Source organism: Spiroplasma endosymbiont of Cantharis rufa (genome assembly GCF_964019665.1).
In the GTDB taxonomy this organism is placed as follows: Bacteria; Bacillota_I; Bacilli_A; order Mycoplasmatales; family Mycoplasmataceae; genus Spiroplasma_A.
Genome location: NZ_OZ026459.1, coordinates 77,279 through 102,013, shown reverse-complemented (window position 1 = coordinate 102,013; position 24,735 = coordinate 77,279). Strand labels below are relative to the sequence as shown.

Below are 24,735 nucleotides of genomic sequence, written 5' to 3'. Positions count from 1 at the left end.
AAAATAATTTGCTTCTAAAAGATTAAATTTCTAGGAGTTCTTGGGAAAGAAATTACATCTCTTATATTTGAGGCCCCAGTTACATACATTATTAGTCTTTCAAAACCAAGACCAAATCCAGATGATTTATAATAGCCATAATTTCTAAGTTCATTATATCAACTTAAATCACTTGGATCAATTCCTATTTCTTTACATCTCTGAATAATTTTATCAAAACTATCTTCTCTTTGACTTCCACCAACTAATTCACCAATACCTGGCACTAATAAATCTGCTGCTGCCACAGTTTTATTATTATCATCTTGTTTCATATAAAAGGCCTTAATATCTTTTGGATAATTAGTTACAAAAGTTGGACATTTATTAATGACTTCACATATGTATCTTTCATGTTCTGTTCCTAAATCAAGACCAAATTCTATATTTGATTCTTCAAATTTATGTCCTTCTTTAACAGCTTTTTTAAGAACCTCAATTACTTGTTCATATTTATTTATGGCAAATTTTGAGTTTCTTACACTATTTAATTTATCAATTAATCCTGCTTCCAAATTTTCATTACAGAATTCCAATTCTTCTTTTGCAGTTTCAAAAATATAATTAATTGTGTATTTAATTAAACTTTCAATAATTTCTAAATTTCCCTTTAAATCACAAAATGCCATTTCTGGTTCTATCATTCAAAATTCAGCTGCATGCTTTGATGTATTAGAGTTCTCTGCTCTAAAAGTTGGACCAAAAGTATAAATATTTTTAAAGGCTTGTGCATAAGACTCACCATGTAATTGACCAGAAACAGTTAAACTTGCCTTTTTACCAAAGAAATCATCTTCATAATTAGCATCTTTTATAGTAGTAACTGTAAATGATTCTCCTGCTCCTTCAGCATCATTAGCTGTTAGAATTGGTGTATTTACATAAATATAGTTTTTCTCTTGAAAAAATTTATGAATAGCAAAAGCCGCTACTGACCTAATTTTAAAAATAGATTGAAAAGTTTTAGTTCTTGCTCTTAAATGAGATATTTCTCTCAAAAATTCAGGTGAGTGTTCTTTTTTTTGAAGAGGATAATCTTCAATTGCTTGATCCAATAAAATAATTTCTTCAGCTTGAACTTCAAATTCTTGCTGTTTTCCAGGCGTTAAAATTACATTTCCCTTTATTTCTATAATAGAACCCACTCTAGATTGACTAGCTTGTTCATACCCTTTAACATCGGACTTATAAACTACTTGAATATCTTTAATTGTTGTTCCATCATTTACAATTAAAAAACTGACAGCTTTACCTTGTCTATTATTTCTTACTCTTGCAATTAAATTTACTTGCTTTGCTTTTTTATATTTTAAATATAATTCTTTAATATCTTTCATATTAATACTTCCTTTTGCAATATTATTATACAAAAAAGAAAGTTAAAACTCCCTTTTATTTTTATTAACTAATTTAGTAACAAAGAAATTTTATCCTTTTTCTCAAATTTCAATAAACTTCATTCTTCCACTAAATTTTTAAAAATTTCTTCATCTTTTTCATACAAATTAATAAACTCAGCTAATTTATAATTATATGTTTTAAAATGATATCTTATTGACTGAGTATGCATTGAAAAATTAAAAACTAAATAGTCATCCTCCTTACAATTTCTTTTCAATAATAGTTCATAAGTATCTGAGCAACTTGTAACTTTGTCATCTATTGAATGAAAAAATAACGTTGGAAATAGAGTTTTTTTATCAATATCTTCTAGAAGTTTAAATATACTGACATCATGCAAATTTAAATTATTTTCCTGTCGATTGTGTTTCTCAATTAATCTATTAATAACTTTTTTAGTTCTTCTCTTTGGCAATAAGAATAAATAAATATTTCTAACATGTAAAAATAAACTAAATACACTTCCATAACCTGCATCTGAGACTAGAAATTGTAAATTCAATTTTTTAAATTCTTCATTGTATGCTATCGAACAATAATTAATTACAAAGGCTCCCATACTAGTTCCCATTAAAGCTAGTTTATCAACTTTTTTATTTTCTTTAATTCAATCTACTGCCCCCATTAAATCATGCTGCTCTTTTGCTCCCATTGTTGTAGAACCATTTTCTGATTGACCGTGACCTCTAAAATCAAAAACCAAAATATTATATCCCATTTTTGCAAAAGCCATTGCATGATGAATTGATCAGGTTTTATGTCCAGCAAATCAATGACAAGCTATTACTCACTTATTAGAATTCTTATTTGGTTCATAAACTAAACCTGAAATACTTAAACCATCTCTTGCTTTAAAATTAATTGAAGATATATTTTCAATATCTTTTACTTCAATTTCTGGTCTTTTATAGAATCTTTTAACAATTTTATTTGTAGTAAGAATTTCTCTAAGTCAAATTTTATCTTCTCTAGATTTATTGTATTTTTTAACCTTTTTTGAAACCCTTAAAGAAGATTGCGAAAAAGGTTTTTCTAATCCTGAATAGAAAACTCTAAAACTTCTTTTAACACTATTTAATAAGGTATTCTTTCTCTGTTTTTGGGATTTTTTCATAAACTAATACTCATTCCTATAAAATTAATTATCTGAATTTAAAAAATGATAAATTAATAAGTCATTAAAATAATTAAATGGTACAGAACTTGAAATATGTCCTTTATAAATACTCTTATCAGGATTATCTACTATTAAAGTATGAATAGAATTTAAATATTTTGTAATATCACTTGACGCAACTTTTCCTGAAATATATATTATTTTTCTCTTCATTTCTCCTAATTTTGTTATTGCTTTGTCTAATCTTGAAGAATTACCATATCTAGTAAAGAAAATGAAAATATCCTCTTCTTTTGAAGTTTTAATTCTATCTTTTATTGTTTCTTGATCACTATCTAATAAATAAACATTAAATCCACTTTTATAAAAAAAGTTCGAAAGCTCATGTGCTGGGCCTGAAAGTAAATTTTCTCAATAACAAAAAAATATCTTTTTTGAAGATTTGATAATATTTAAAGTATCAAATATTGATTTTTTTTCTATTAATGCATAATTTTGTTTAATTATATTTATATAACCTGAAACAACATTTTCATCATTTTTTGCTATATTAATTTCTTGATTCTCTGCATCGTTTGCAAGAGAAATAGCAAAATCTCTAAACCCTTTAATGTTTAATTTTTTTAATAACCCATAAATTGCGCTATAACCAGTTCCGGCTTCTTGTGCCATTCTTTCAATTTTCATATTTGTATCAACAATTTCTTTTAAGTGATCTCTAATATAATCAACAATTTTCTTTTCCTTTATTGTTAAATCTTTATCATCAATTGTTGTTAATTTGCTTAAAAATGATCTCATAAATCTCTCCTACTTTTTATCTTTAATTAAATATTCATTTGTCAGCTCAGCTATCATAGCTGCATTATCTGTACAATACTTTAAATTAGGAATATTTACATTTTTTATATTATATTTTTTTCCTACTTTATAAAAAATATCTCTAATACTTTGATTTGCACTAACTCCTCCAACAACAGTTATTGTTTTTGGTTTAAACTCCCTAATGGCCTTTTCGAACTTTAACATTAAACTATCAATTGCTGTTTTTTGAAAACTTGCACAAAAGTCTTCTATTATAATCTTTTCATTATTTTGATTTAGCTTATTGATTAAATTAAGACTAGCTGTTTTTAATCCCGAGAATGAAAAATCATAACTATCATCATTTTTAGTAATAGGTAATTTATATTTTTTGTCATTACCTTTTTGTGCTAATTTATCTATTTTTGGACCGCCTGGATAATTAAATCCTAAAACTCTTGCTACTTTATCATAGCATTCACCAACAGCGTCATCTTGAGTTGTACCTATTAATTCAAAAATCAATGGCTCTTTTAAAAATTGAATTTGAGTATGACCCCCGCTAACCACTAAAGCTAATACTGGATATTGAAATTTTTTTTCAATATTTGCTCCATATATATGGCCCTGTATGTGGTTCATATCCATTAATGGTTTTTTTAAATACATCGCAATAGTTTGTGCAACTAATTTCCCTATAATTAGACTTCCAATAAGTCCTGGATTTGATGTGTAAGAAATATAATCTATATCTTCTAACTGAGAACTACTTTGTTGAAGTGAGTCTAATAATACCCAATGGAAATTCTCCACATGTAATCTTGAAGCTAATTCAGGAATGACTCCACCAAATTCAGAGTGTTCTTTTATTTGACTTGAAATTATATTAGACAAAATTTTTCCATTATCCATAATTGAAATACTAAATTCATCACAACTTGACTCAATAGCCAAAATTCTCATTTAAATCCTCCCTTTTAAAGTTAACTTTATTTTACTATATTTTAAAGTCTAGTAAAAGATTTAATAGAATATTTCTCCAAAATGCAAAAATACACCAATATTAAGTTATTAAATAAAATATGCAGTTTATCACTTGTTTCTATTCATAACTTAATTCTTTAAGGATTTTCAACATAAGTTATATATGTATCATAAAAAAATTAACTCTTAAATTAAAGTTTTTCAAAGTTGTAAATATCTAATATTTATTAAAAAGTATTTAATAAATAATATAAAAAATTCTGCACATATTAGTATGCAGAATTGCTTATATTGATTTTAAAATTATTTTTATTTTTCTATTATTTTAAATCTATAGATGCTTCCAATGCTAATTCTATCATTCCCATAAAATTATTTTGTCTTTCTTCAGCTGTTGTTACTTCTTTAGTAACTAAACTATCTGAAACAGTTAATAAACAAGCTGCTTGTTTATTTGTAAGTTTTGCATTTGCAAATAATGCAAACGTTTCCATTTCAACAAGAGCTAAATTATTAGCTTTTGCAAAATCTAATATATTTTCATATCTATAAAAAACATCAGATGAGTGACATCTTCCACTATGAATTTTAATATTTTTTTTCTTTGCCACTTCCTCTATTTTTTCAAATAATATTTTACCAGCCTCAATTATATTTGAATCAATATTAGCAGCAATTTTTGCATAGTTATTTTCTCCAAATGATTCTTTAACATTAAAAATATCATAAACTTTAATTTCTTCTTTATAACTTCCTGCACTTCCAACTCTTATTATGTAATCAACATCATAAAATTTGAAAAGTTCATATGAGTAAATTCCAATACTCGGGCAACCCATTCCACTTCCAGCAACAGTTATTTTTACACCTTTGTAAGTTCCTGTATACATAAACATATTTCTAACTTCATTTACAAGTTTTACATTTTCTAAATATGTTTCTGCTATTTTTTTTGCTCTTAATGGATCTCCTGGCATTAATACAATTTTTGCTATGTCTTCTTTTTTAGCATTAATATGTGGTGTTGGTATATTCAATGTAATATTCCTCCTCTTACCAAGGTTATTTTAACTAAATAAAAAAAAAATTTCTATGGAAATTTTTTTTTATTAATTTATCTTTGTGTTTTATCAAATGGTACCCCATTTGCTTTTGGTGGTTTTGATTTTCTTGCAAAAATCATCATAATTACTAATGACATTACAAATGGTAATATTCTAAATAATGAACCATTTGTTTTCATTCAATCTCCAGCATTTTCAATTACTGGAAGTCTTGTACCAAATGCAAACATTAAAGAAAATACAAATGAGAATAATGCTATCATACTAATCCTTCATTGTCCTAGAATCATAATTGCAAGTGATATATAACCATACCCTTGTACTGATCCTGCAAAACTACCTAATAGTCTTGATACAACAAATATAGCACCGGCTAATCCAGCAATCATTCCTGAAATTAGTATACAAACTATTCTATATTTTGTAACTGAGATCCCAGCTGAATCTAAAGCATGAGGGTTTTCACCCGCAGCTATATGTCTTGTACCTGTTTTTGTAAATGTAAAGTAAAATCCAATAATAAGAGAGATAATTATAGCTATAACAAGATATAGCGTAATTATTATGTTAATTCCTGAACCAATCCCAATTGGCATAAAATTAGTGGCAATATAGTTTTCTGGCCCTGTTAATGTTGAAGTTGCAAGAACTAATGCAATTCCTTGGGCCAAAATATTTATTGCAGTACCTGATATTATTTGATCTCCCTTTAATTTTATTGCTGTAAAAGCATGGAGTAATGATAATAGTCCTCCCATCATAGCTCCAATAAGTAATCCAACTAATTGTCATCATTGACTTATTTCAGCCCCTGATGAATGAACTACATATCCAAATATACTATATCCTAAAGCTCCCATTGTCATAAATCCTTCAATTCCAAGATTTACAACTCCAGACCTTTCAGAAAACATCCCAGCAATAGCTGCTAACATAAATATTGCAAAGAAAGTAGATGTATCACTAAACAATGCACTAATGAAGTCTGTCATATTTATCTTTCACCTCCACTAATCTTTCAAAATATTCTTTTTTAATTTTTTCAGTATCTTGATTTTCTTTTAAGTTTTCCTTATATTTAATTTTTAAATCTTTTATGAAAGTTTTTGCTTCTAATTTTGAAGCAAGATAACTTTCCTTTAATATTTCTATATCTTGTTTTGTATTCTCAATAAGTTCTCTACACTCTTTAGAAATATTTGCTTTTTCTTTTTTATCATGACGACTTATTTTTGCAATTATTATATCAAGAGTTATAAACTGTCTTTTTGTTTTTTTATTATGAAAATTAATATTTAAGCCCTTAATTGAATTTAATTCATAATTTTTATATCCATTTTGAATTGCATCATTAATTGACTCTTTTAAAAAGGAAATATTTTTTAAATATTTTCTATTATAAAAAGTTTTTAATTCATTATATTGATAAGAAAGCTCTGAAATTTTTTGTTTATCTGATTTAGAGACATTATTAATTTCTTTTTTAATATTAGCCAATTCTTCCAAATTTGGAATTTCTTTAATTAATTTTTTTATATTTTTGATTTCCATTTTATAAATTGCTATTTGGTTTTTTGTAACTATATCCTTTTCAAGATACAATTTCTCTTTTATTTTTGTTCACAAATTTAGTTTAATAAATATGATATAAAGTGTTGAACAATAAATTATAATACCAAAAATTAAATCTGCCACTTCTGGTTGTAAATTATTGAATCCTGGTGTTGTTATTGCAACAGCTGCTCCCTCTTTGACAATTGCTCAAAATAATGCAATTGGGACAATACCTAAAATATTGTTAAAGGCAACCAAAGCAATTGGAATACCATCGAAACCAAGTTGAGGAACTAAGTCTTTATTAAAAGTTATACTACCTTGAATTAAGAAGTAATAGAAGAACCCAGCCATACTTATTAGAGCTCCTTGAATAGCCATAACCATCAAAATGTAATATTCACTTTTAATACCAGCATATTTTGCAGCAGTTGGTGAGTTACCAATTACTTTAACCTTATAACCTGTTGTTGTAAACGTAAATACAATATAAACTACAATAACAGATATTAATGCTAACATAACACATAATGCTCACAATGAATTACCAAGCATAGCCATTGATTCATTTAATGAAGGAGACGCTGCAGGTGTTCCTGAAACTGTCATATATCATTTTAATAAGTATCAAAATATTCAGTTAAGTAATATTGAAGAGGCAACCTCATGTACATTTAAGTAAACTTTCATGGCCCCACAAATTACAGAGATTAACATTCCGGAAATTATAAACATTATAAAAATTAAGAAAGCATTTTTCGTATCATTACCAATTGAATTCATTATTATGTATGTCATTAATAATCCTGATAGAATTTGTCCTGAACCACCCATATTAAATATTTTTAATTTAAATCCCAGAGCTAAACCTAATCCAATTAGTATATATACTCCAAAGTAAACTAATGTTCTTTCAATATTTGTTGATAATGCTCTTACAAATGCTGTTCCTAAAAAGGCAAAACCATTTTCACCATTAGTAAATATAAATAATACACCTACAAAAAGACCAAGTAAAATTGATATAACTGAAGACTTAATAAACCCCAATTTTTCTATAAATCCTGGTGATTTAACAAAAGCCTCTGTTTTTACTTTCATAGTTCATAGCTTAATTTTAAACATTTACACTAACTCCTTCCACATTAGAAGTCATTAATTGACCAATTTTTTCTTTAGTCGCTTCTTTTTTACTTAACTTACCAATAATATTTCCAGAGTTAAGAACAACAATCTGATCTGCTAATTGCATTACTTCTGAAAGTTCATATGAAATTAACAATATTGCTTTTCTGTTTTCTTTTGCTTTTAATATTTGTTGATGTATAAATTCAATTGAGCCAACATCTAATCCTCTTGTAGGTTGAAAAATAATTATAAAATCATTTTCTCTTGAAAGTTCTCTACCTATAATAACTTTTTGTTGATTACCTCCAGATAGATCTCTTACAACTCTAAAACCAGAGTCAGAGTTTCTTATATCATAGTCTTTTATTATTTTTTGAGTATGATTTTGTACTTTTGCAAAATTTACAAATCCCCATTTACTATACTTGCTAGTTGAAATATCTTGTAAGGTTGTGTTATTTATAATATTTGCATCTAAGACTAAGCCATGCTCATGTCTATCTTCTGGAATAAAACTCATTTTATTTTTTAAATATCTTTTTGAAACTGAAGACTTCGTAATTTCTTCACCTCTATAAAATATTTTTCCACTTACTGGTTTTGTCAAACCACTAAGTACTGCGGCAATTTCGTTTTGCCCATTACCTTCCACACCAGCAATAGCAACTATTTCACCCTCTTTTAATTCTAAATTAAAATTTTTCAAGCCAATAACTTTACTATTACTATGCTTTTTAACATTAATATTTTCAAATTTAATTACGGTTTCACCTGTTTTAGAAGTAGAATTATTTTTAACTTCAACAAGTGATCTTCCTACCATTGCTTTTGAAATATCTTTGATACCTATTTTTTTAACATCATATGTACCAACATATTTTCCTTTTCTTATAACAGTTGCTTTATCAGCTACTTTTTCTATTTCAGCAAACTTATGAGTTATAAAGATAATTGTTTTACCCATCTTTTTAAACTCTAACATAACATCTAATAATCCATCAATCTCTATTGGAGTTAACACAGCAGTAGGTTCATCAAAAACAAGAATATCTGCATCTCTATATAGAATTTTTAATATTTCAACTCTTTGCTTCATACCTACAGATATATTTTGAACTTTTTTATTTAAATCTACTTCTAAATTATACTTATGCATTAATTCCACTGTTTTTTGAGTCACTGTTTTTTTATTAATAAATTCTCAACCTATTACATCTTCCGCACCTAAAGCTATATTTTTCCAAACAGGTAAAATATCAATCATTTTAAAATGCTGATGAACCATTCCTATTCCTAATTTTGTGGCCTTTATTGGAGAAGTAATTATTTCTTCTTTACCATTTATTTTTATAGTGCCTTTTGTAGGTTGATATATCCCGAACAGAATTGACATTAGTGTCGATTTACCAGCACCATTTTCACCAACTAAACAATGTATTTCTCCCTTTTCAACTTTAAAATTAATATTTTCATTTGCAATAACTTTTTTATTAAAAATCATTGAGATATTTTCCATTTCAATTGCATAATTAATCATTTAAAAAGTACCTCCTAAAGTAATATTTAGAATTTTATTTGCATAAGCCTTAATTGTTTTTTCATTAATTAACGATTTTTCAAAGTTATTATTATCAATTGTTTCAAATAATTCTATTGATGCTTTTGTTAATACATCAGGTTCAAAAATTAAAAGTATTTTTTCTTTCAAATCTGGTGTGGCTAAATTTCTACCACCAGCTGACATATTTCCACCAACTCAAAGTGTTCTTCCAACTTTGCCTTCTTCTCATTGAGAACTACTTCAAGCTTTTTTATCATCAATCTCAACTGCAACAAATTCTCCTTTATCATTTTTTTCAGTTAAATTAATTTTATCTTTTAAATACTCTGCGGTTTTTTCAACAACATCCTCATGATTTTCAATTCAATATGGTGTATGTGCTAAACCAACTATAGTAGCATTCTGAAGATCCTTTTCAGCACTTGTTAAGAATATTCCTTTATTCTGAGGAAAAGCTTCTGCTTGATTAGTATCTACACCAATCACTTTTACTGTTTCTCCTCCATCTTTTTGTTTTGAAAGACCAACTACGTCTATAGTTTGTGGTCCTGCAACTGGCATTATAAAGTTTGCTCCATTTTGTATCAAAGTACTTGATACAACTAGTGCATCTCCTTGTTGAAATGAATTAGAGTATCAACTAGCATCTGATGGAGAATTAGGAAATTGACTTTGAGTCATTTTGACTTTTTTAGTGAAATCTTCTTCATTTAAATCAAAATCTTTCTTAAGTTTTTCCTTACCTTGATCAGTTTTTTTTAATTCATTGAATACCTCAATAGCTGCTAAATATCCAACAATAAATGCATCTACTGCTCTTGGATTTGATATTCCGCCAAAAGATCCAAGAGAGATTTCCTTGTATTTATCTTTTTGTTGGAGACCTCAAATTATAGCACTCATTCCTGCATAAAAACCAGAGATATCTCCTCTAAAGCTAAATGCAAGTTCATTTGTTGCAGAACTTTCTCCATCTAGGAAAATAGTTGAGCCTTTACCACTCATTACTTCTGGAGCATAATTTTCACCTTCCCCAGGCATTGCATGGTGAAAGCCAGGTAATAAAATAGTTTTTGCCCCATTATTTCTAGCATTTCTATATTGATTTTTCATTACCTTTGAACTACTATTTTCTGGTTCAATTTTAGATATTTTTAAATCTTTTTCTTGAATAACTTCTTGAAGAAACTCATTTCCTGCTTTAAAAGTTGATTCATTAAAAGATTTATCAGAGATTTTACCTGCATCTGTTACTAAATATATTTCTGATATTGCAGATAATTTACTACACGAAACTAGACTAGAAGTTGATGAGCAAACAACAACCCCAGCCATTAATCCTGAAAGTAATTTTTTCACTTCGTTTTTTCTCCTATATTTATTTATTTGTGTAAACTAATTATTGCTATTATTTTTGATAAAAAGGACTTTATATATGTAAATTAAAAATTCCTTTAATTTATTTGCTTTTAGGAAATGTATCGGTACATTGTAGAAACATCAACCCTTTATGTCGACTTATAAAAGCTTTTATTTAATTTACACTTTTATTATAGAATGAATAGTTTTAAAATAGGAATTTTATTTATATTATTTTCAAATTTTTTAGATAATAAGCGATTATCTTCCAAAATACAAGATTTATTTAATAAATGGATCTTGTATTTTTGCTTTTTCTATTAAAAAATATCAGTTAGTTGCTTTCCAAGAAGAGTTAATTTTTGGTATTTTAGTATTTTTTAATTTCTCATTAGATAATGTTTTCCTACTTAAATTTAAAAATTCATCTTCCACTTGAAAGAGATTGTAAACTTCATTACCAATTAATACATAATATTTTTTATTTATTGTTTCCATAGCCACTATTTTTAACTTTGGTTAAAGTAAATTGGAGTAAACCCCTTACATATAAATAACTTACTTTTTTTAAAATTAATACTATTGGCATTATCAATAATTCTTTCACTTCGATAAGAGAAAACAATATCTTCATCTTGATGAGATTTTCTAGTTACTGATTCTGCTTGGTCTAAACGTCTTGAAAAATCTTGATTGTATCCCTAAGTGAGATACTGTAAATAATTATTTAACTGTTCAATATTTTTTAAATCTGAGAGTTTAATTATTTGAGTTCGTCTTCTTTGCAATGGTCCAAATGTTCCTTTAACTAATACTTTTTCTTGAGGGATTGAAGTTGTTTTTTACTTACTCCTTAGGAATGAAAATAAATTATAATTGTATTTGAAACACCATCACCAAAATGGTTATGATTGCCTTTAATACTAAAACTTTATGCTTATCACTAACATCTAATTTTAATAGCTTTCAGTAATTTCTTGTTCGCTCAAATATCCTACCTAAAGCCTTTTACTAGCCTTATCGATTAAAATATGCAAATGATATTTTAAGTTTTTAATTTGCTGATGATTTGAGCATCATTTTCATATATTTATCTAAATTTTACAATTTTTTTACGAATAGGATGGGGTTTGGTTCCTTTAAACTTTTAAGATTTTTTTTTTTTTTTTGTGTTTAAAATTTTAATTAAAATATTTTCCTATATTAATATGTGTATGATGTTAGAGTATCTATTTTCTTTCTTCAATTTAGTTCTAAATAATGTTTAATACTAAAGTCATAATATTTAGTTTGAAATAACTCAATTATTTCATCTTTAAAGAGTTACTGAATTTTATCTACAGCTGTTTTAAAAAATTTTTACTCAAACTCTTGATATTCTTTAAGTTTTTACCTTGTATGTCCAATACTATAATTTAAAGGTTGTATTTTAATAGAGTCTTTTCTTACAGATAATTCCTTAATTGTTCTTGTTTGATGGTATTTAATAGTAGTCCTTTCCTAAAAACTCCATTTATTGATTATAAAGGAGGACAAAGTCCCTTGTTAATATGTCAGGACATAATCACTTATTCTCATAAGAATTTTATTTATATTATTTTCAAATCTTATTAATAATAAAATATAATATAACAAGGTGAAAAAAATGGACTTTAAAATAATTAAAAAAGACTTAAGAAAGCCAATACTATGATTTGCATCATTGACATTATCTTTCATGGTTATTTTCTCAATTGTAATTCTAAGTATAGGTAGTTTAGAATTACAAAAAAAAATATCTTTATTTTGTCAAATCAATCTTAATTTTTTGTTAGTTTATATTGTATGTTTATTGACAAACTTAAGTAAAATTTCTATATCTCTATTTTACAATATAGAGGTTGTAACAAACTTAGAAACAAATGAAAAAGATATTAGAATTTTAAAGACAAAATTTGTAACTATCTTTACAACTATCTTTACAATTGGAGCGTTCTTTATTGAATTAACAAGTGGTTCAATAATTGATAAAGTAAGTTGAACTCAAAAAGCAGCTGAAGCTTGATGAATATACTTTATTCTTTTTATTATAAATTTTATATATTTGTATTTATTTTTTGAAATAAATAAATATTTGATTACACAAAACTTAGAATTCAAAAATTCATATTTAGAATTTATTAAAAATCCACCAAAAAAGAGGTTATAGAAAAAAACTAAACCTCTTTTTTAATTATAATTTTATTAATTTTTTTACCAATAGAATGAAATTTTTGCTCATATTCAGTTGGTATATTATCTTTTAATAAACCTTTATTTGAGTATAGATCACTAGTATTATAAAGAACTTTAAATTTAGATTCTTTAATCTGATCTAAACTAAAATTATATAATTGATCATTATCTGTTTTAATTTCAATAATCCCATTATTTTCTAATAACTCTCAATAAATCTGTAGGAAAGTTAAATAAGTTAATCTTTTTTTATAATGCTTTGCTTTTGGTCAAGGATCTGAGAAATTTAAAAATATTCCTTTTAAAGAGTTTGCTTCAAAAATATCCAATAAGTTTTCGGCAAACTTATTTAAAAACAGTAAATTATTTAAATCAAAATTCTCTTTATTAATTGCTTTTTTTAAAGCAACTCCTATTACAGTGCTTTCTTTTTCCATGGCAATAAAATTTTTATTAGAATTTTGAATTGCTTGATTAATGATAAATTGACCTTTTCCACAACCTATTTCTAAAAAAGTATCTTGCTTTTTTAGAAATAATTTTGTTGAATTAATTTTTTCTTCTGTAGTTATCAAGAACTTTAAGTTTTGATCAATAAAATCTTTTGTTCAATTTTTATTTCTTAATCTCATATAATTTCCTTAAATATAACTTGCAAAGAAAATCAAACCTACAGAGAAAAATAATGCAGTTGATAGAGCATCTACTAAAGTTGTCAATAATGGAGCTGCCATAAGTGCAGGATCTAATTTAAATTTTTTAGCAATTATTGGAAGAGTTCCTCCGATTAATTTTGCCATTATTAATGATAGATACATAGCAATAGAAAGTGTAGCAATTGTATATCATATTTTAGGATCTTTTAAATTGCCTTTAAACTCAATTGAATAGATAATTACCATTCTTATAAAATTAACTAAAACAAGTATTAAACCTGTAATGATAGCCACTCTAAATTCTTTCCACATTACTCTTGCATAATCTTTGGTTTCAACCTCTCTTAAGGATAATGCCCTTACAATCATCGTTGAAGATTGACTTCCAGCATTACCTGTAGTTCCAGAAATTACAGTTAATAACGGAGTTAATAACATCATAATAATGTAACTTGGGTCAGAAATATTGACTTCAGTTTTGGAGTGATAAATTTTTATAAAAACTGAGATTATAATTTGTGAAAAGGTAGCAGAAATCATTAAAAGTAATAATCAAACACTTCTAGATTTAACCATTTTTCAAATACTTGTCTTAAAATATTCATCATCTGTTGGACTTATACCGGCCATTTTGTGTATATCTTCAGTTACTTCTTCTTCAATAACATCTAAAACATCATCTACAGTAACAATTCCTACAAGTTTCTGTTGAACATTAATAACTGGAAGAGTTGTAATATCATATTTTTTAAATAGTTCTATAACGCTTTCTTGATCATCTTTTGTGTAAGAAAATATAACTCTTTCATCCATTACTTCAGAAAGTAGTAATTCACCTTTTGAAAAAACTAAATCCTTTAATTCAACTATGCCCTTTAAATTATTTAAATCATCGACTACATAAAATGTATTATGATCTTCGGACTCTTCAGATCTTTCTCTAATTTTTTCAATTGCTTCTGTAACAGTTCAATTAATTTTAAATCTAGTATAATCAACACTCATTATACTTCCAGCAGTATCATCGTTATATTTTAAAATACTATTTATTTGAGCTCTAGCTTCTGGAGTTGAAGATCTTAAAATCTTCTTTACAATATTGGAAGGCATCTCCTCTAATATATCTACAATATCATCTGTATATAACTCCGAGAATAACTGACTAACTTGTTTTGAAGACATTTTGTTAATTATTTCTTCTTGTATATCTGTATCAAGATGAGGAAATATTTCACTACTTGTATCATTTGTGAATAATCTTAATGCAATAATTATTATTTTCTCATCTAATTTTTCAAGAGCCTCAGCTATATCTTGTGGATAGTGATTTTCCTCTAATTTTCTTAACTCGTTTATATCATTTGCTTGAATTGTTTTTTCAATTTGCTCCCTTAACGTCTTTAACTTTTCTTCTCTTTCCAACATATTATTCCCTCTTATTTCTTATTTATTTAATAAGTATTTTAACTCATCTGATATATTTTCTCTTGGTTCTATTGAACTTCCAATTAACTCACCAGTAAATAATTTAACTCCTAATTGTTTAAGGTGTTTATAAATCAAATAGCTATTTACTGATGATGCTACTAATTTTGCATCTAATTTTTTTGCTATTTTTAAACTTTCAATTACTATATTTTCATTTTCCTTTACAAAATTTATTTTTTTTGATATTTCATTTTCTAAAACAATAAAATCAGGTCTGTAAGAATTTAATAGAGTAAAGTCTGTTTTAAGAGAACCAAAATTACTTATTGATATTTGAATCCCGTGTTTTTTAAGTCCTTCAATATTTTTCTCCAACTCTTTTTTATCATCTACTTCTTTATTTATATCAAAATTAAGAACTAGTTTAAATAAGTTTATTTTAAGATTTTTTAATTTTAAAATAAACTCGTCTGAATCAAAATCCCTATCAGATAAATAATCGCTGTCATAATTTGTAAAAAATTTCTTGTTCTTTATTTTATCATTTTGCTTAGCTATTTTTTTTAATGAATGCAGCGAAATATATCTTAAAAATAAAGATGATAAACCCATATCCATTATCAATTGACCTTTTTGAGAAAATTCATCTGCATTTATATCCATACCACCTATAAGACCATTTAAAAAATAATATTCAAAGTCATTTTTATCAGTCGAATAAATTGGTTCAAATAAAGTTACAAACTGATTTAAATTTGCAATTTCATTTAGAGACAACATTTTTTTATTTTGATTTTTCTCTTTTATTATTTCCATTGGATTAACAACTATATTTTCATCTTGATATTTAAGCAATAAATCCTTTTCTACATGTAAATTATATTCTAATAGGGTATCCAAATTATTTGAATGTAAACCATAGAAAGAACAAATTGATTTTAGTTTTACACTAATCTTATAATTGGAAATTATAAAAGATGTATTAACCTTAGAAAAAATATATTCTATTTTTTCTAACTCTAAATTATTTTTTTCACTAAATTCATATTTAATTTCAAATGGGATAAAAGTTGCAAATGTTTTATAATTTGGTTTAAAGAATATTGCATTAGGAAAGTGTTGTTGTAATAAAGTATAACTTTCCTCTGAAATTGAATTTACAACTTTTTCTCTTATACTCCCATTTACTTTTGATTCAAACTTTTCAAAATTTGAAATAAAATATGTTATATATAATCCATACTTATATTTATGTTCTTGAATCTTATTTGAAATTTGTTGATGAGCTGATGTAAAGTTCAAATAATAAGTATTATCATACACTACAATATTTTGAAGTTTTAAAGCATGCAAGTATATTTGATTTATAACAGCAATATATGCATAAGCCAAATAACCACTTCCCAATCAAAAAAGTAAGTTTGTTAAATTATCAAGAGATAATGAATTTTTAATTGTAGCCAAAGCTCAAATTAAACCAACTATAAGTATGCTAATTGTTGTTATTGACCAATTTGACCAATTTGAAACTTTAATTCAAAATCTTGATATTAAGTAATTTACAAAAGGAATTATGTAAGCCAACGTTAACATTGTTATATTCCAAGCACCAGTAGGTTTACCAAAGTAATCACTAAAAAGTGAAGAAAAAACTGCTAGATTTAAAATATTACAAGTCAAAATTCCAATGCCAGTAAATGGTGAAATAAAAACTATAGCAACTCAGTATAAGAAAGTTGGTAGTAAAATCGTTATTCCTAAATTCCCAGTGTTAATTTTAAGAATTGAAATTATAATAAGAGAAAATGTTGAAATAAAGCCTAAAATAAAGCCTAAAAGTATTTCATAATATATTTCTATTTTCTTAAATAGATGTCTTGTTAAACCTCAAACTAAAGTATAACAAATAGCAATAATTGCTGTATAAGAGAGACATGTAATTAAAACACTTATAATATCCATAAAATTACATTCCTTTCTCATAAAACAATTAAACATAAAAAAATGGTGGAGATGGCGGGAATCGAACCCGCGTCCAAAATACTCCAACCCATAACGTCTACAGTTTAGTTGTCTCTAACTTACACTAAAAACTAACAGAGTCAACAAGATTTAAATTTCTAGCGCTAATAATTATTTTCAAACAAATTTATTATTAGAATCATTTGTTCTATTGTGCTAGGTAATACGTTAATCAATGAAGCACAAACACACTTCATAACGTTGAAACACTATAAACTTTAAAAGTTTATTAAGCTGCTAATGCAACTCCAGCTGATGCATTATTGATCATAAATGCTGGCATTTCAAATTCATTTTTTTCTTCGTTTGCATTTTATCAAACCTAGTAGTATTAAGGTCTACCAAACCACTGCAGTTATGAGTCGGCCATATCCTGTCGAAACCGGGACACCCCCATAGTTATATTATAAAACATTATTCATACAAATTTTAGAGCTATTATATTTTCTATAAATAAGTTGTTTTAGCCTAAAAATCAATTATTATTTAAGAGGAGGAAAAAAATATGACTAAAACATCAAAAAATTTAGGTATAGCAGGAACTATAATATCAATAGTTTTTAGTGCACTAGTAACAGTATTAGCAATTCTTGCAATAATAGGCACTACTTTAATAACACAACAAGGAATAGAATCAATATTTTATATAGGTTCAATTGTTTTTCTAATTGTTTCATTCGGAATTTCACTGATTTTATACATTGTAATTCTAGTATTTTTAAAGTCAAAGAACAAAAAAAGAGTATTTACAGCAGGAATAATGGAAATAGTTGTAGCAGGTTTATCACTGTTATCATTATTGACAAGTAACTATGGTTTTTTAAATATAGTACCCGCTGGTTTAATGCTTGCAAGTGGTATTATGATATGTGTAGAATATAGCAAATACAAAAAAGAAAATAAAAACAATGTAACTGAAGAAAATCAAACAATTTTAACAGAGGAAAATAAAGATATTTAAAACTGATTAAAATTTAAAGATTAAATATAATTCTCTAAATATAGATATGATTAAAAATCAAAATTTATATAAAGAGATTTTTTTTATTTATATATAAAAAAAATCTTATAAATTAATATAAGATTTAATAAACTATTATTCTTCGGGAATTAAGATTAATATACCAGATACCAACCCTAATAATCCCATAAAGAATATACTACAAATTCCTAAAGCGATATGTGGTTGATTATCACCAATAGTTTTTTTAGTAGCTATTGTCATTGGAATCATTCAAATTAATGGTATTAATAAAAACGATGCTAATACAGTACTTATAATTGAACAAATATATGCTGCTTGTCTCATTTTTTCTCCTTTTTACAACAAAGAGATTATAGCATTTATTAAAAGTTAATAAAACATTTTATTTTCATAAAATAAATTCTTATTTTATTTTATTTAACCTTCTTTCAATATCTCTTTTTTTAATTGTTTCTCTTTTATCAATTTCTCTTTTACCCTTACCTAAAGCTATCTGTAATTTTGCCAAGTTATCTTTTAAATATAATTTTAAAGGAATTAGAGTAAGGTTCTCTAATTGAACTCTTTTAATAATCTTTTTTATTTCACTTTTATGCATAAGTAAAACTCTATTTCTAGATGGATCTTGCTTAATGTGATTTGCAAATTCATAATTTTTTATATTCATATTTAAAATTTCAACTTGACCTTTTCTGATAAGAATAAAAGATTCCTCAATAGAAACATCTTTATTTCTGATTGATTTAATTTCTGGACCAGTTAAAACAATTCCTACTTCTCAAGTGTCTAATACTTCATAATTAAAATATGCCTTTTTATTTTTTAATAATACATGCTCACCCATATTTATCACCACCTGTTAAAGAAGCACAAAGTCTATAATTCTTTTTTTAACATCTGCATTTTTTACTTTTATTTTTATTTTTTGACCCAATCTAAAAATTTTGTTTTGTTTGTTTACCATAATATTTGTCTTCTCTTCAAAAGTAAAGTCAGGAAGTTCTGAGATATGAATTAGTCCTTCAACACAATTTTCTAGTTGCACAAAAATACCAAACTTCAAGACAGCGGCAACTATTCCCTCATACTCCTGACCAATTTTAGATTGCATATATTCAGCCATACATACTTTATTAACTTCTCTTTCAGCTGAAACTGCCTGTTTTTCAGTATCATTAATAATTCCACAAGCTTTTAAAACAAAATTTTTATTTTGCTCTAACTTTAGATCTCTTAAATCCTTACTAATTAAGTACTGCTTTAAAAATCTATGAACAATTAAATCACTATACCTTCTAATTGGACTTGTAAAATGTGTATAGCAATTACTGGCTAACCCAAAGTGACCTATATTCTCCAATTCATATGCAGCTTTTTCCATAAACTTTAATAAAGTAATATTAATAACATCTCTTTCAGTCGGATCTGTTATTTGGCTTTCAATTTGAGTTAAGGCATGTTTAATCATTTTTGGATTTATTTTATCTAACTCAGTTAATTTTACATTTACTCCTAAAGCTCTTAATATTGAATGCCATTCAATAAGATTTTCTTCTTTTGGAACGTCATGATTTCTATAAATAAAGGGCAATTTCTTTTCAAAAATAACACTTGCTACACATTCATTTGCACTTACCATGAAGTTCTCAATTAATTTTTCACTAATACCTCTTCCACGCTTTGCAATTTCGATAACATTAGAATCCTTATCCAATATTATTTTAGGTTCTGCAATATCAAATTCAATTGCTCCTCTATTTGATCTTTCCAAATCAATTATTTCATGAAGTTCCTTTGCTGTCATTAGCATATCTATAATTTCCTCTTTAATCTCTACATTTTTTTGAGAATAAAGTTCATTAACTTCTTTATAAGTTAAACGTGCTTTTGATATCATGATTGATTCATAAACTTTTTTATTTATAACATTTCCTTTTAAATCAAAATCCATTTCTGCTACCATACAAAGTTTTTCTTCATTAGGATTTAAACTACAAACTCCATTAGATAATTTTTCAGGCAACATTGGTATTACTTTGTTGGCTAAATAAACAGAATTACCTCTAAATAAGGCTGTATTATCTAAAGGTGAAAATGGAGTTACATAATAACTTACATCTGCAATAGCTACAATAAGTTTATATCCCTTATTTGTTTTTTCAACATAAATTGCATCATCTAAATCTTTTGAATCGGCACCATCTATTGTTACTAAATTTTTATTAATTAAAGAGTTAGAAAGTCTTCTTTTAATTTTTTCATCTTTATAATCAATTGGTTTTGCAACTTCAATTGCATTATCTAATGTTAACTTATTAAATTCTGGCTTAATATCAAATTCGTAAGCAATTGAAATAATTCTATCTATTGCCTTGTTTGCATCTCCAATAATTTTTTGAATTCTCGTAAATAGTTTTCTATCTCTTACATCTAATATTTTAACTTTTACAATTAGATCTTCTTTTAGTTTAAAATCTTTCAAATTAACTAAGACAATTCTATAATTCTTAAATCCGGGTTCATTCGGAATGAAATCTATAAATCTACCACAACTACTTTTTCTCATTTCTCCAATTAATGATGTTTTTGTTCTTAAAACAATGTCTTCAACATTTGCTTTAAGTCTATCATCATTTTCTTTTTGAACAGTAAAAATAACTTCATCAGATGAAATAGAACCATTAAGTCCATTTGGAGGAACAAAGAAATCATCATCTTCACTGTTTAATTCTTTTATAAAACCGTACCCTTTATCATTTATCTTTATTGATCCAATTCTATATTTTTCTCCAACAAAATAAATAACATTTTCTTTAGTCCAACCAATTAAATGCTCTTCTTGAAGTAATTTTAAAGCATCCGTAATGCTTTCATATTTTCCATTAATATTATTAGTTAAATCATTCAAATGCAGTCTATCTTTTTTCTTTAACCGCTCCAATATTATATTTTTCATAAATTCTCTTTCTATTAAAAAAACACTATTAACTTAGAACAGTGTTTGAAATAATTCCCATTACAATTGTAATTATAAATAGTGTAATTCCTAAGCTGAACATCCAAATTGATGTTGTCTTATCCATACCTCTCTCTTTGGAGTTTGAAAATAATTCATCATTACCACCATTTAATGCACTCAATCCTGTTTGCGAACTTTTATTCTGTACCAAGCCAACAATTATCATTAATATTGATACGATTAATCCAAGAATTTCAAAACCTAAAATTATTTGATTTGCTAGTGTTTGTTGTGACGCTGTTCCGGCAAGTAAATTCATACAAGGCCTCCATTCATTAAATATATAATACTACAATTGATACAAAAAAAGAATATTTTATGCATCTATCTTTCTATAAAATTGAGTAATTAATAGAATTATTCCAATAAGCATTATGAAAATTTATTATTTTCAAGTTATAATTAGTTTGGTGATAAAAAAATGCAATGACTAGAATATGTATTTAAATTTTTAGAAAAAATTTTTAGAAAAAATGCTTTTAAGGCTAAATATAAAACAAAGAATATGAAAAGTCTTAATAATATTTTAAAGAGTAAAAAATGACAAGTAATTGATATTAGAAATAGCATTTCGTATAACCAAAATCACCTTAAAGGATCTATAAATATTCCTCTACTTACTTTTAATTTAAAGTATTTTAAAATATTAGATAAAAAAAATAAGGTACTTATTATCGATGAAGATTCTAGAAGTCATTTATCTATTTATAAGAGTTTAAAATCAAAGGGTTTTAAATCATACATTTTGTATGAAGGTTACAAAAATATTAAAAATAATGAAGATTTTGATAAATTAACTAAAGTTATTGTTTATTAAAAAAAAAAAAAAAACAGAATCTAAATTCTGTTTTTTTAATACTAATCTACGTCCCTAAAAAATTCAATTGGCTCTACATTTAGTGCTTTTGCTATTTTTTCAACAGATTTTAATGATATATTTCTTTTACCTCTTTCAGTATCGGAAATATAATTTCTGTGTAGCTCTGAAGTGAAGCTTAATTCTTCCTGTGTTAATTTTGCATCTACCCTTATTCTTTTCATGTTCTTACTAAATGTTTTTATAATGTTTTTTTCCATATTTATTCTCCAATTGTATTTGCTAATTTATTTATCATTCTAAATAAATTACTTATTCCAGATTTTGTTATCGATATATTTTTATCGTTCATTAAGACTTCCAATTCTGAAAATGATGCGTCTGGATTCTCTAATCTTATTTCTGACAGTAACTGAGCTTTAGGCGATAATTCTAAGAGAAGATTATTTTTTATAATCTTGTTAATCTCTTCTATCTGCTTTAATCCAGTCTCTGATGATTTCTGCTGATTATAGATATCTATATTTATCATTCTATTTATATTGTTGCTAACATCTCTATTAATCCTTGTGTTTTCAAATTTCATAACAGAAATTGGAGCATCTATGAATTTTAGGAAATCAGAAACAACTATAGATTTTTTAATATAGCAAACTATTTTATTTCTTTTATTTGTAGTTTTAAAGTTAAAATTGTATTTCTTTAAAACTTTTCTAATATATTGAGCTGATTCATTTTCTTTAAATTGTAACTCTAAATGATAATTTGTAGTTTCAGGAGAATTAACACTTCCAATAGCTATAAATAGTCCAGAAATATAGGCTCGTGTTAATCCTTCTCAAGTTTTTTTAATATATTTTTCTAAATTAATTTCAATTATTTTATTTGCTAACTCTGGATCAAATATATCATTCTCTGATAAAAATTCAATGATATTTTCAGTTAGGGTAAGTTGATAACTTTTACTATTTCTAAGTTTTTGAACTTGTATAATTGATATCTCAATTTTTCCATTATATATTGTTTTCAAAAATGAAAATACATGTCTAATAATATTATTACTATTACTTGTAAGTCTTAAAGCAACTCCACTATTTGCATATATAATTTCACCGTTATATTTTATAAAACCAGAGAGTAACATAATCTTTTGCTCATTTGTAAAAGTGTGATTCAAAATTTCTTCTTTAACTTCCATTGCAAAAGACATATTACCCTCCTATTTTTTTTCTAATTTTTCTTTTAATTTTTGTCTTGCTTTTTCTTCTTTAATCTTGTTTTTCTCTATTTTCTTTGTTTCTATTTCCTTTTTAAACTCCTTATTATTTTCATGGTCTAAGTAGAAATATTCTTGTTCATATATAAAACCTGTAGTTCTAAATAAATATGGAAAAACAAATTGTGCCATTATTGCTACTAATAAACCAAAGAACATTGATAAACCAATTATGGTTAAAGATAAAGTTCTTTGATACATTAAGAATAAATGATCATCTGGTCTTCCTACTTCTAAAATGAATCTTACCAAGTTTCATGCAAAGAAATATGCTCCTGCTTGCACCCCCGATCTAATTAAAGTATAGTTTTCGGGATTGTTACATTTGGATAAAAGTTTTCCTTGTTTTCATTTTCTTTTAATATAATTTTTATCATTAATTGTAGTTATTTCTGTTTTATATAATTCAATTTCTTTTTTATGATGATTTGCATATACTTCTCTTTTTCAAATATTAAATTTAGAAAGTTTTCAAGCTTCATAGTTAGAAAGTCCTGCAAATGATGTTTCTTGTTTTCAAGGTTTTTTTCCAAATCATTTACCAATATTAGGAATTATAAAAGTTATTATTAATCATGCTGCTATTAAACTTATTGACTCATATAAAAATATTGGAGACATAATATAATCTTTACCATTTTCAAGTATTAAACCGTTTAAAGTTTCCCCATCTTTTCCAGAATAAGTTCAAACCATATTTCTTCTAATTACTTGTGGTAATCAATTTAAAGTAGTAGAATTTGAATTCCATTCTGCTAAGGGTTTACCAAATATTTCATGATTAAAGAAATTTCCTCATCTTCCAATTCCCTGACCAATAAGAATATTTGGGATTATGCAATCAGTATATACCCATAATGATACTTTTGTTCTTCTACCTAAAAAATAAAATATTATTAATCCTGCCAAAGTTCCAACATAAACTCCTCCATGAATTGCCATACCACCATTTCAGAAAGCAAAGAGCCCAAAAAAACCAGAGTTATTTTGACCATAACCTGCTGCATTTAACTTACCAAAAAAACTTGCTCCTATTAAAGAAACTGGAACAATTATAGCTGCTCCAATTCATAATTCAGTAAGTGAGACTCCTCTTCTATAAAGTTTTATTGCAGAAATGCCGACAGCAAAAATAACTCCTAAAGTCATTGTTAGTGCATAAACATGAATAATGCCATAATCATCTCTAACAGTTCATCATTCTGTAGCTTCTTTTCAATTGTCCTTTTGTATTCAGCTATAAAACATTTTTTCAACACCTTTTTAACTTAAATTATTTTAACATAGCAATTAATAAAAAACCTTGA

General features: G+C 25.8%; 23 protein-coding genes and 1 other RNA gene. 3 read left to right on the top strand and 21 right to left on the bottom strand.

Features of this window, described 5'->3' with window-relative positions:
- Positions 1-14 precede the first annotated feature (14 nt).
- The 10 genes from asnS to AACL15_RS00425 all read right to left on the bottom strand — a co-directional run bounded on the left by asnS (position 15) and on the right by AACL15_RS00425 (position 11,509).
- A complete protein-coding gene (gene asnS, locus AACL15_RS00470) occupies positions 15-1,376 on the bottom strand; it encodes an asparagine--tRNA ligase (RefSeq protein WP_339034307.1) in 1,362 nt (453 codons plus the stop codon).
- Between the two features lie 68 nt (positions 1,377-1,444).
- Positions 1,445-2,554, bottom strand: a complete 1,110-nt coding sequence (locus tag AACL15_RS00465; protein ID WP_339034305.1) for an alpha/beta hydrolase — start codon at positions 2,552-2,554, stop codon at positions 1,445-1,447.
- Between the two features lie 24 nt (positions 2,555-2,578).
- On the bottom strand, positions 2,579-3,358 hold the full coding sequence (locus AACL15_RS00460) for a hypothetical protein (protein WP_339034303.1): 780 nt from the start codon (positions 3,356-3,358) through the stop codon (positions 2,579-2,581).
- A gap of 9 nt (positions 3,359-3,367) precedes the next feature.
- Positions 3,368-4,324: a tRNA (adenosine(37)-N6)-threonylcarbamoyltransferase complex transferase subunit TsaD gene (gene tsaD, locus AACL15_RS00455; protein WP_339034301.1), complete on the bottom strand. Its 957-nt coding sequence runs from the start codon at positions 4,322-4,324 to the stop codon at positions 3,368-3,370.
- 341 nt (positions 4,325-4,665) lie between these two features.
- Positions 4,666-5,376, bottom strand: a complete 711-nt coding sequence (gene deoD, locus AACL15_RS00450) for a purine-nucleoside phosphorylase (protein ID WP_422397913.1) — start codon at positions 5,374-5,376, stop codon at positions 4,666-4,668.
- Positions 5,377-5,459: 83 nt separating this feature from the next.
- Positions 5,460-6,401: an ABC transporter permease gene (locus tag AACL15_RS00445; protein WP_339034299.1), complete on the bottom strand. Its 942-nt coding sequence runs from the start codon at positions 6,399-6,401 to the stop codon at positions 5,460-5,462.
- Positions 6,385-8,088, bottom strand: a complete 1,704-nt coding sequence (locus AACL15_RS00440; RefSeq protein ID WP_339034297.1) for an ABC transporter permease — start codon at positions 8,086-8,088, stop codon at positions 6,385-6,387. The genes AACL15_RS00445 and AACL15_RS00440 overlap by 17 nt, the downstream gene beginning before the upstream one ends.
- The gene (locus AACL15_RS00435; protein WP_339034295.1) at positions 8,081-9,628 is read right to left on the bottom strand and encodes an ABC transporter ATP-binding protein; all 1,548 of its coding nucleotides are present in this window, start codon (positions 9,626-9,628) and stop codon (positions 8,081-8,083) included. Before AACL15_RS00435 ends, AACL15_RS00440 begins: the two co-directional genes overlap by 8 nt.
- Complete coding sequence (locus AACL15_RS00430; protein ID WP_339034293.1) at positions 9,629-11,011, bottom strand: hypothetical protein; 1,383 nt, start codon at positions 11,009-11,011, stop codon at positions 9,629-9,631. It abuts the gene before it with no gap.
- A 282-nt stretch (positions 11,012-11,293) separates the two neighbouring features.
- Positions 11,294-11,509, bottom strand: coding sequence for a hypothetical protein (locus AACL15_RS00425; protein WP_339034291.1), 216 nt, complete (start codon positions 11,507-11,509; stop codon positions 11,294-11,296).
- A 1,147-nt stretch (positions 11,510-12,656) separates the two neighbouring features.
- Here AACL15_RS00425 and AACL15_RS00420 point away from each other — a divergent pair.
- On the top strand, positions 12,657-13,199 hold the full coding sequence (locus AACL15_RS00420; protein ID WP_339034289.1) for a hypothetical protein: 543 nt from the start codon (positions 12,657-12,659) through the stop codon (positions 13,197-13,199).
- Between the two features lie 7 nt (positions 13,200-13,206).
- On the opposite strand, the gene trmB is transcribed toward AACL15_RS00420, so the two are convergent.
- The 4 genes from trmB to ssrA all read right to left on the bottom strand — a co-directional run bounded on the left by trmB (position 13,207) and on the right by ssrA (position 17,726).
- Positions 13,207-13,857: a tRNA (guanosine(46)-N7)-methyltransferase TrmB gene (gene trmB, locus AACL15_RS00415; protein ID WP_339034287.1), complete on the bottom strand. Its 651-nt coding sequence runs from the start codon at positions 13,855-13,857 to the stop codon at positions 13,207-13,209.
- A 9-nt stretch (positions 13,858-13,866) separates the two neighbouring features.
- Positions 13,867-15,306 carry a magnesium transporter gene (gene mgtE, locus AACL15_RS00410; RefSeq protein ID WP_339034285.1) on the bottom strand — a complete coding sequence of 480 codons (1,440 nt, stop codon included), beginning with the start codon at positions 15,304-15,306 and terminating at the stop codon, positions 13,867-13,869.
- A gap of 18 nt (positions 15,307-15,324) precedes the next feature.
- The gene (locus AACL15_RS00405) at positions 15,325-17,271 is read right to left on the bottom strand and encodes an EAL domain-containing protein (RefSeq protein WP_339034283.1); all 1,947 of its coding nucleotides are present in this window, start codon (positions 17,269-17,271) and stop codon (positions 15,325-15,327) included.
- Between the two features lie 43 nt (positions 17,272-17,314).
- Positions 17,315-17,726: a transfer-messenger RNA gene (gene ssrA, locus AACL15_RS00400) on the bottom strand.
- Between the two features lie 110 nt (positions 17,727-17,836).
- Here ssrA and AACL15_RS00395 point away from each other — a divergent pair.
- A complete protein-coding gene (locus AACL15_RS00395) occupies positions 17,837-18,292 on the top strand; it encodes a hypothetical protein (protein WP_339034281.1) in 456 nt (151 codons plus the stop codon).
- A 135-nt stretch (positions 18,293-18,427) separates the two neighbouring features.
- Here AACL15_RS00395 and AACL15_RS00390 read toward each other — a convergent pair whose 3' ends face one another.
- The 4 genes from AACL15_RS00390 to secG all read right to left on the bottom strand — a co-directional run bounded on the left by AACL15_RS00390 (position 18,428) and on the right by secG (position 21,594).
- Positions 18,428-18,640 (bottom strand): hypothetical protein, encoded by a 213-nt coding sequence (locus tag AACL15_RS00390; RefSeq protein ID WP_339034279.1) that lies wholly within the window; start codon positions 18,638-18,640, stop codon positions 18,428-18,430.
- A 79-nt stretch (positions 18,641-18,719) separates the two neighbouring features.
- Positions 18,720-19,160, bottom strand: coding sequence for an SsrA-binding protein SmpB (gene smpB, locus AACL15_RS00385; RefSeq protein WP_339034277.1), 441 nt, complete (start codon positions 19,158-19,160; stop codon positions 18,720-18,722).
- 15 nt (positions 19,161-19,175) lie between these two features.
- Positions 19,176-21,272, bottom strand: coding sequence for a ribonuclease R (gene rnr / locus AACL15_RS00380; RefSeq protein ID WP_339034275.1), 2,097 nt, complete (start codon positions 21,270-21,272; stop codon positions 19,176-19,178).
- 28 nt (positions 21,273-21,300) lie between these two features.
- Positions 21,301-21,594 carry a preprotein translocase subunit SecG gene (gene secG / locus AACL15_RS00375; protein ID WP_053945765.1) on the bottom strand — a complete coding sequence of 98 codons (294 nt, stop codon included), beginning with the start codon at positions 21,592-21,594 and terminating at the stop codon, positions 21,301-21,303.
- 162 nt (positions 21,595-21,756) lie between these two features.
- On the opposite strand from secG, the gene AACL15_RS00370 reads away from it, so the two are divergent.
- A complete protein-coding gene (locus AACL15_RS00370) occupies positions 21,757-22,152 on the top strand; it encodes a rhodanese-like domain-containing protein (RefSeq protein ID WP_339034273.1) in 396 nt (131 codons plus the stop codon).
- A gap of 41 nt (positions 22,153-22,193) precedes the next feature.
- On the opposite strand, the gene AACL15_RS00365 is transcribed toward AACL15_RS00370, so the two are convergent.
- From AACL15_RS00365 to AACL15_RS00355, 3 genes are read right to left on the bottom strand one after another with little or no spacing between them, the layout of a single operon-like run.
- Positions 22,194-22,412, bottom strand: coding sequence for a helix-turn-helix transcriptional regulator (locus AACL15_RS00365; RefSeq protein ID WP_339029844.1), 219 nt, complete (start codon positions 22,410-22,412; stop codon positions 22,194-22,196).
- A 2-nt stretch (positions 22,413-22,414) separates the two neighbouring features.
- Positions 22,415-23,362, bottom strand: coding sequence for a DNA-binding protein WhiA (gene whiA / locus AACL15_RS00360; protein WP_339034271.1), 948 nt, complete (start codon positions 23,360-23,362; stop codon positions 22,415-22,417).
- Positions 23,363-23,371: 9 nt separating this feature from the next.
- Positions 23,372-24,676 (bottom strand): prolipoprotein diacylglyceryl transferase, encoded by a 1,305-nt coding sequence (locus AACL15_RS00355; RefSeq protein ID WP_339034269.1) that lies wholly within the window; start codon positions 24,674-24,676, stop codon positions 23,372-23,374.
- Between the last annotated feature and the right edge of the window lie 59 nt (positions 24,677-24,735).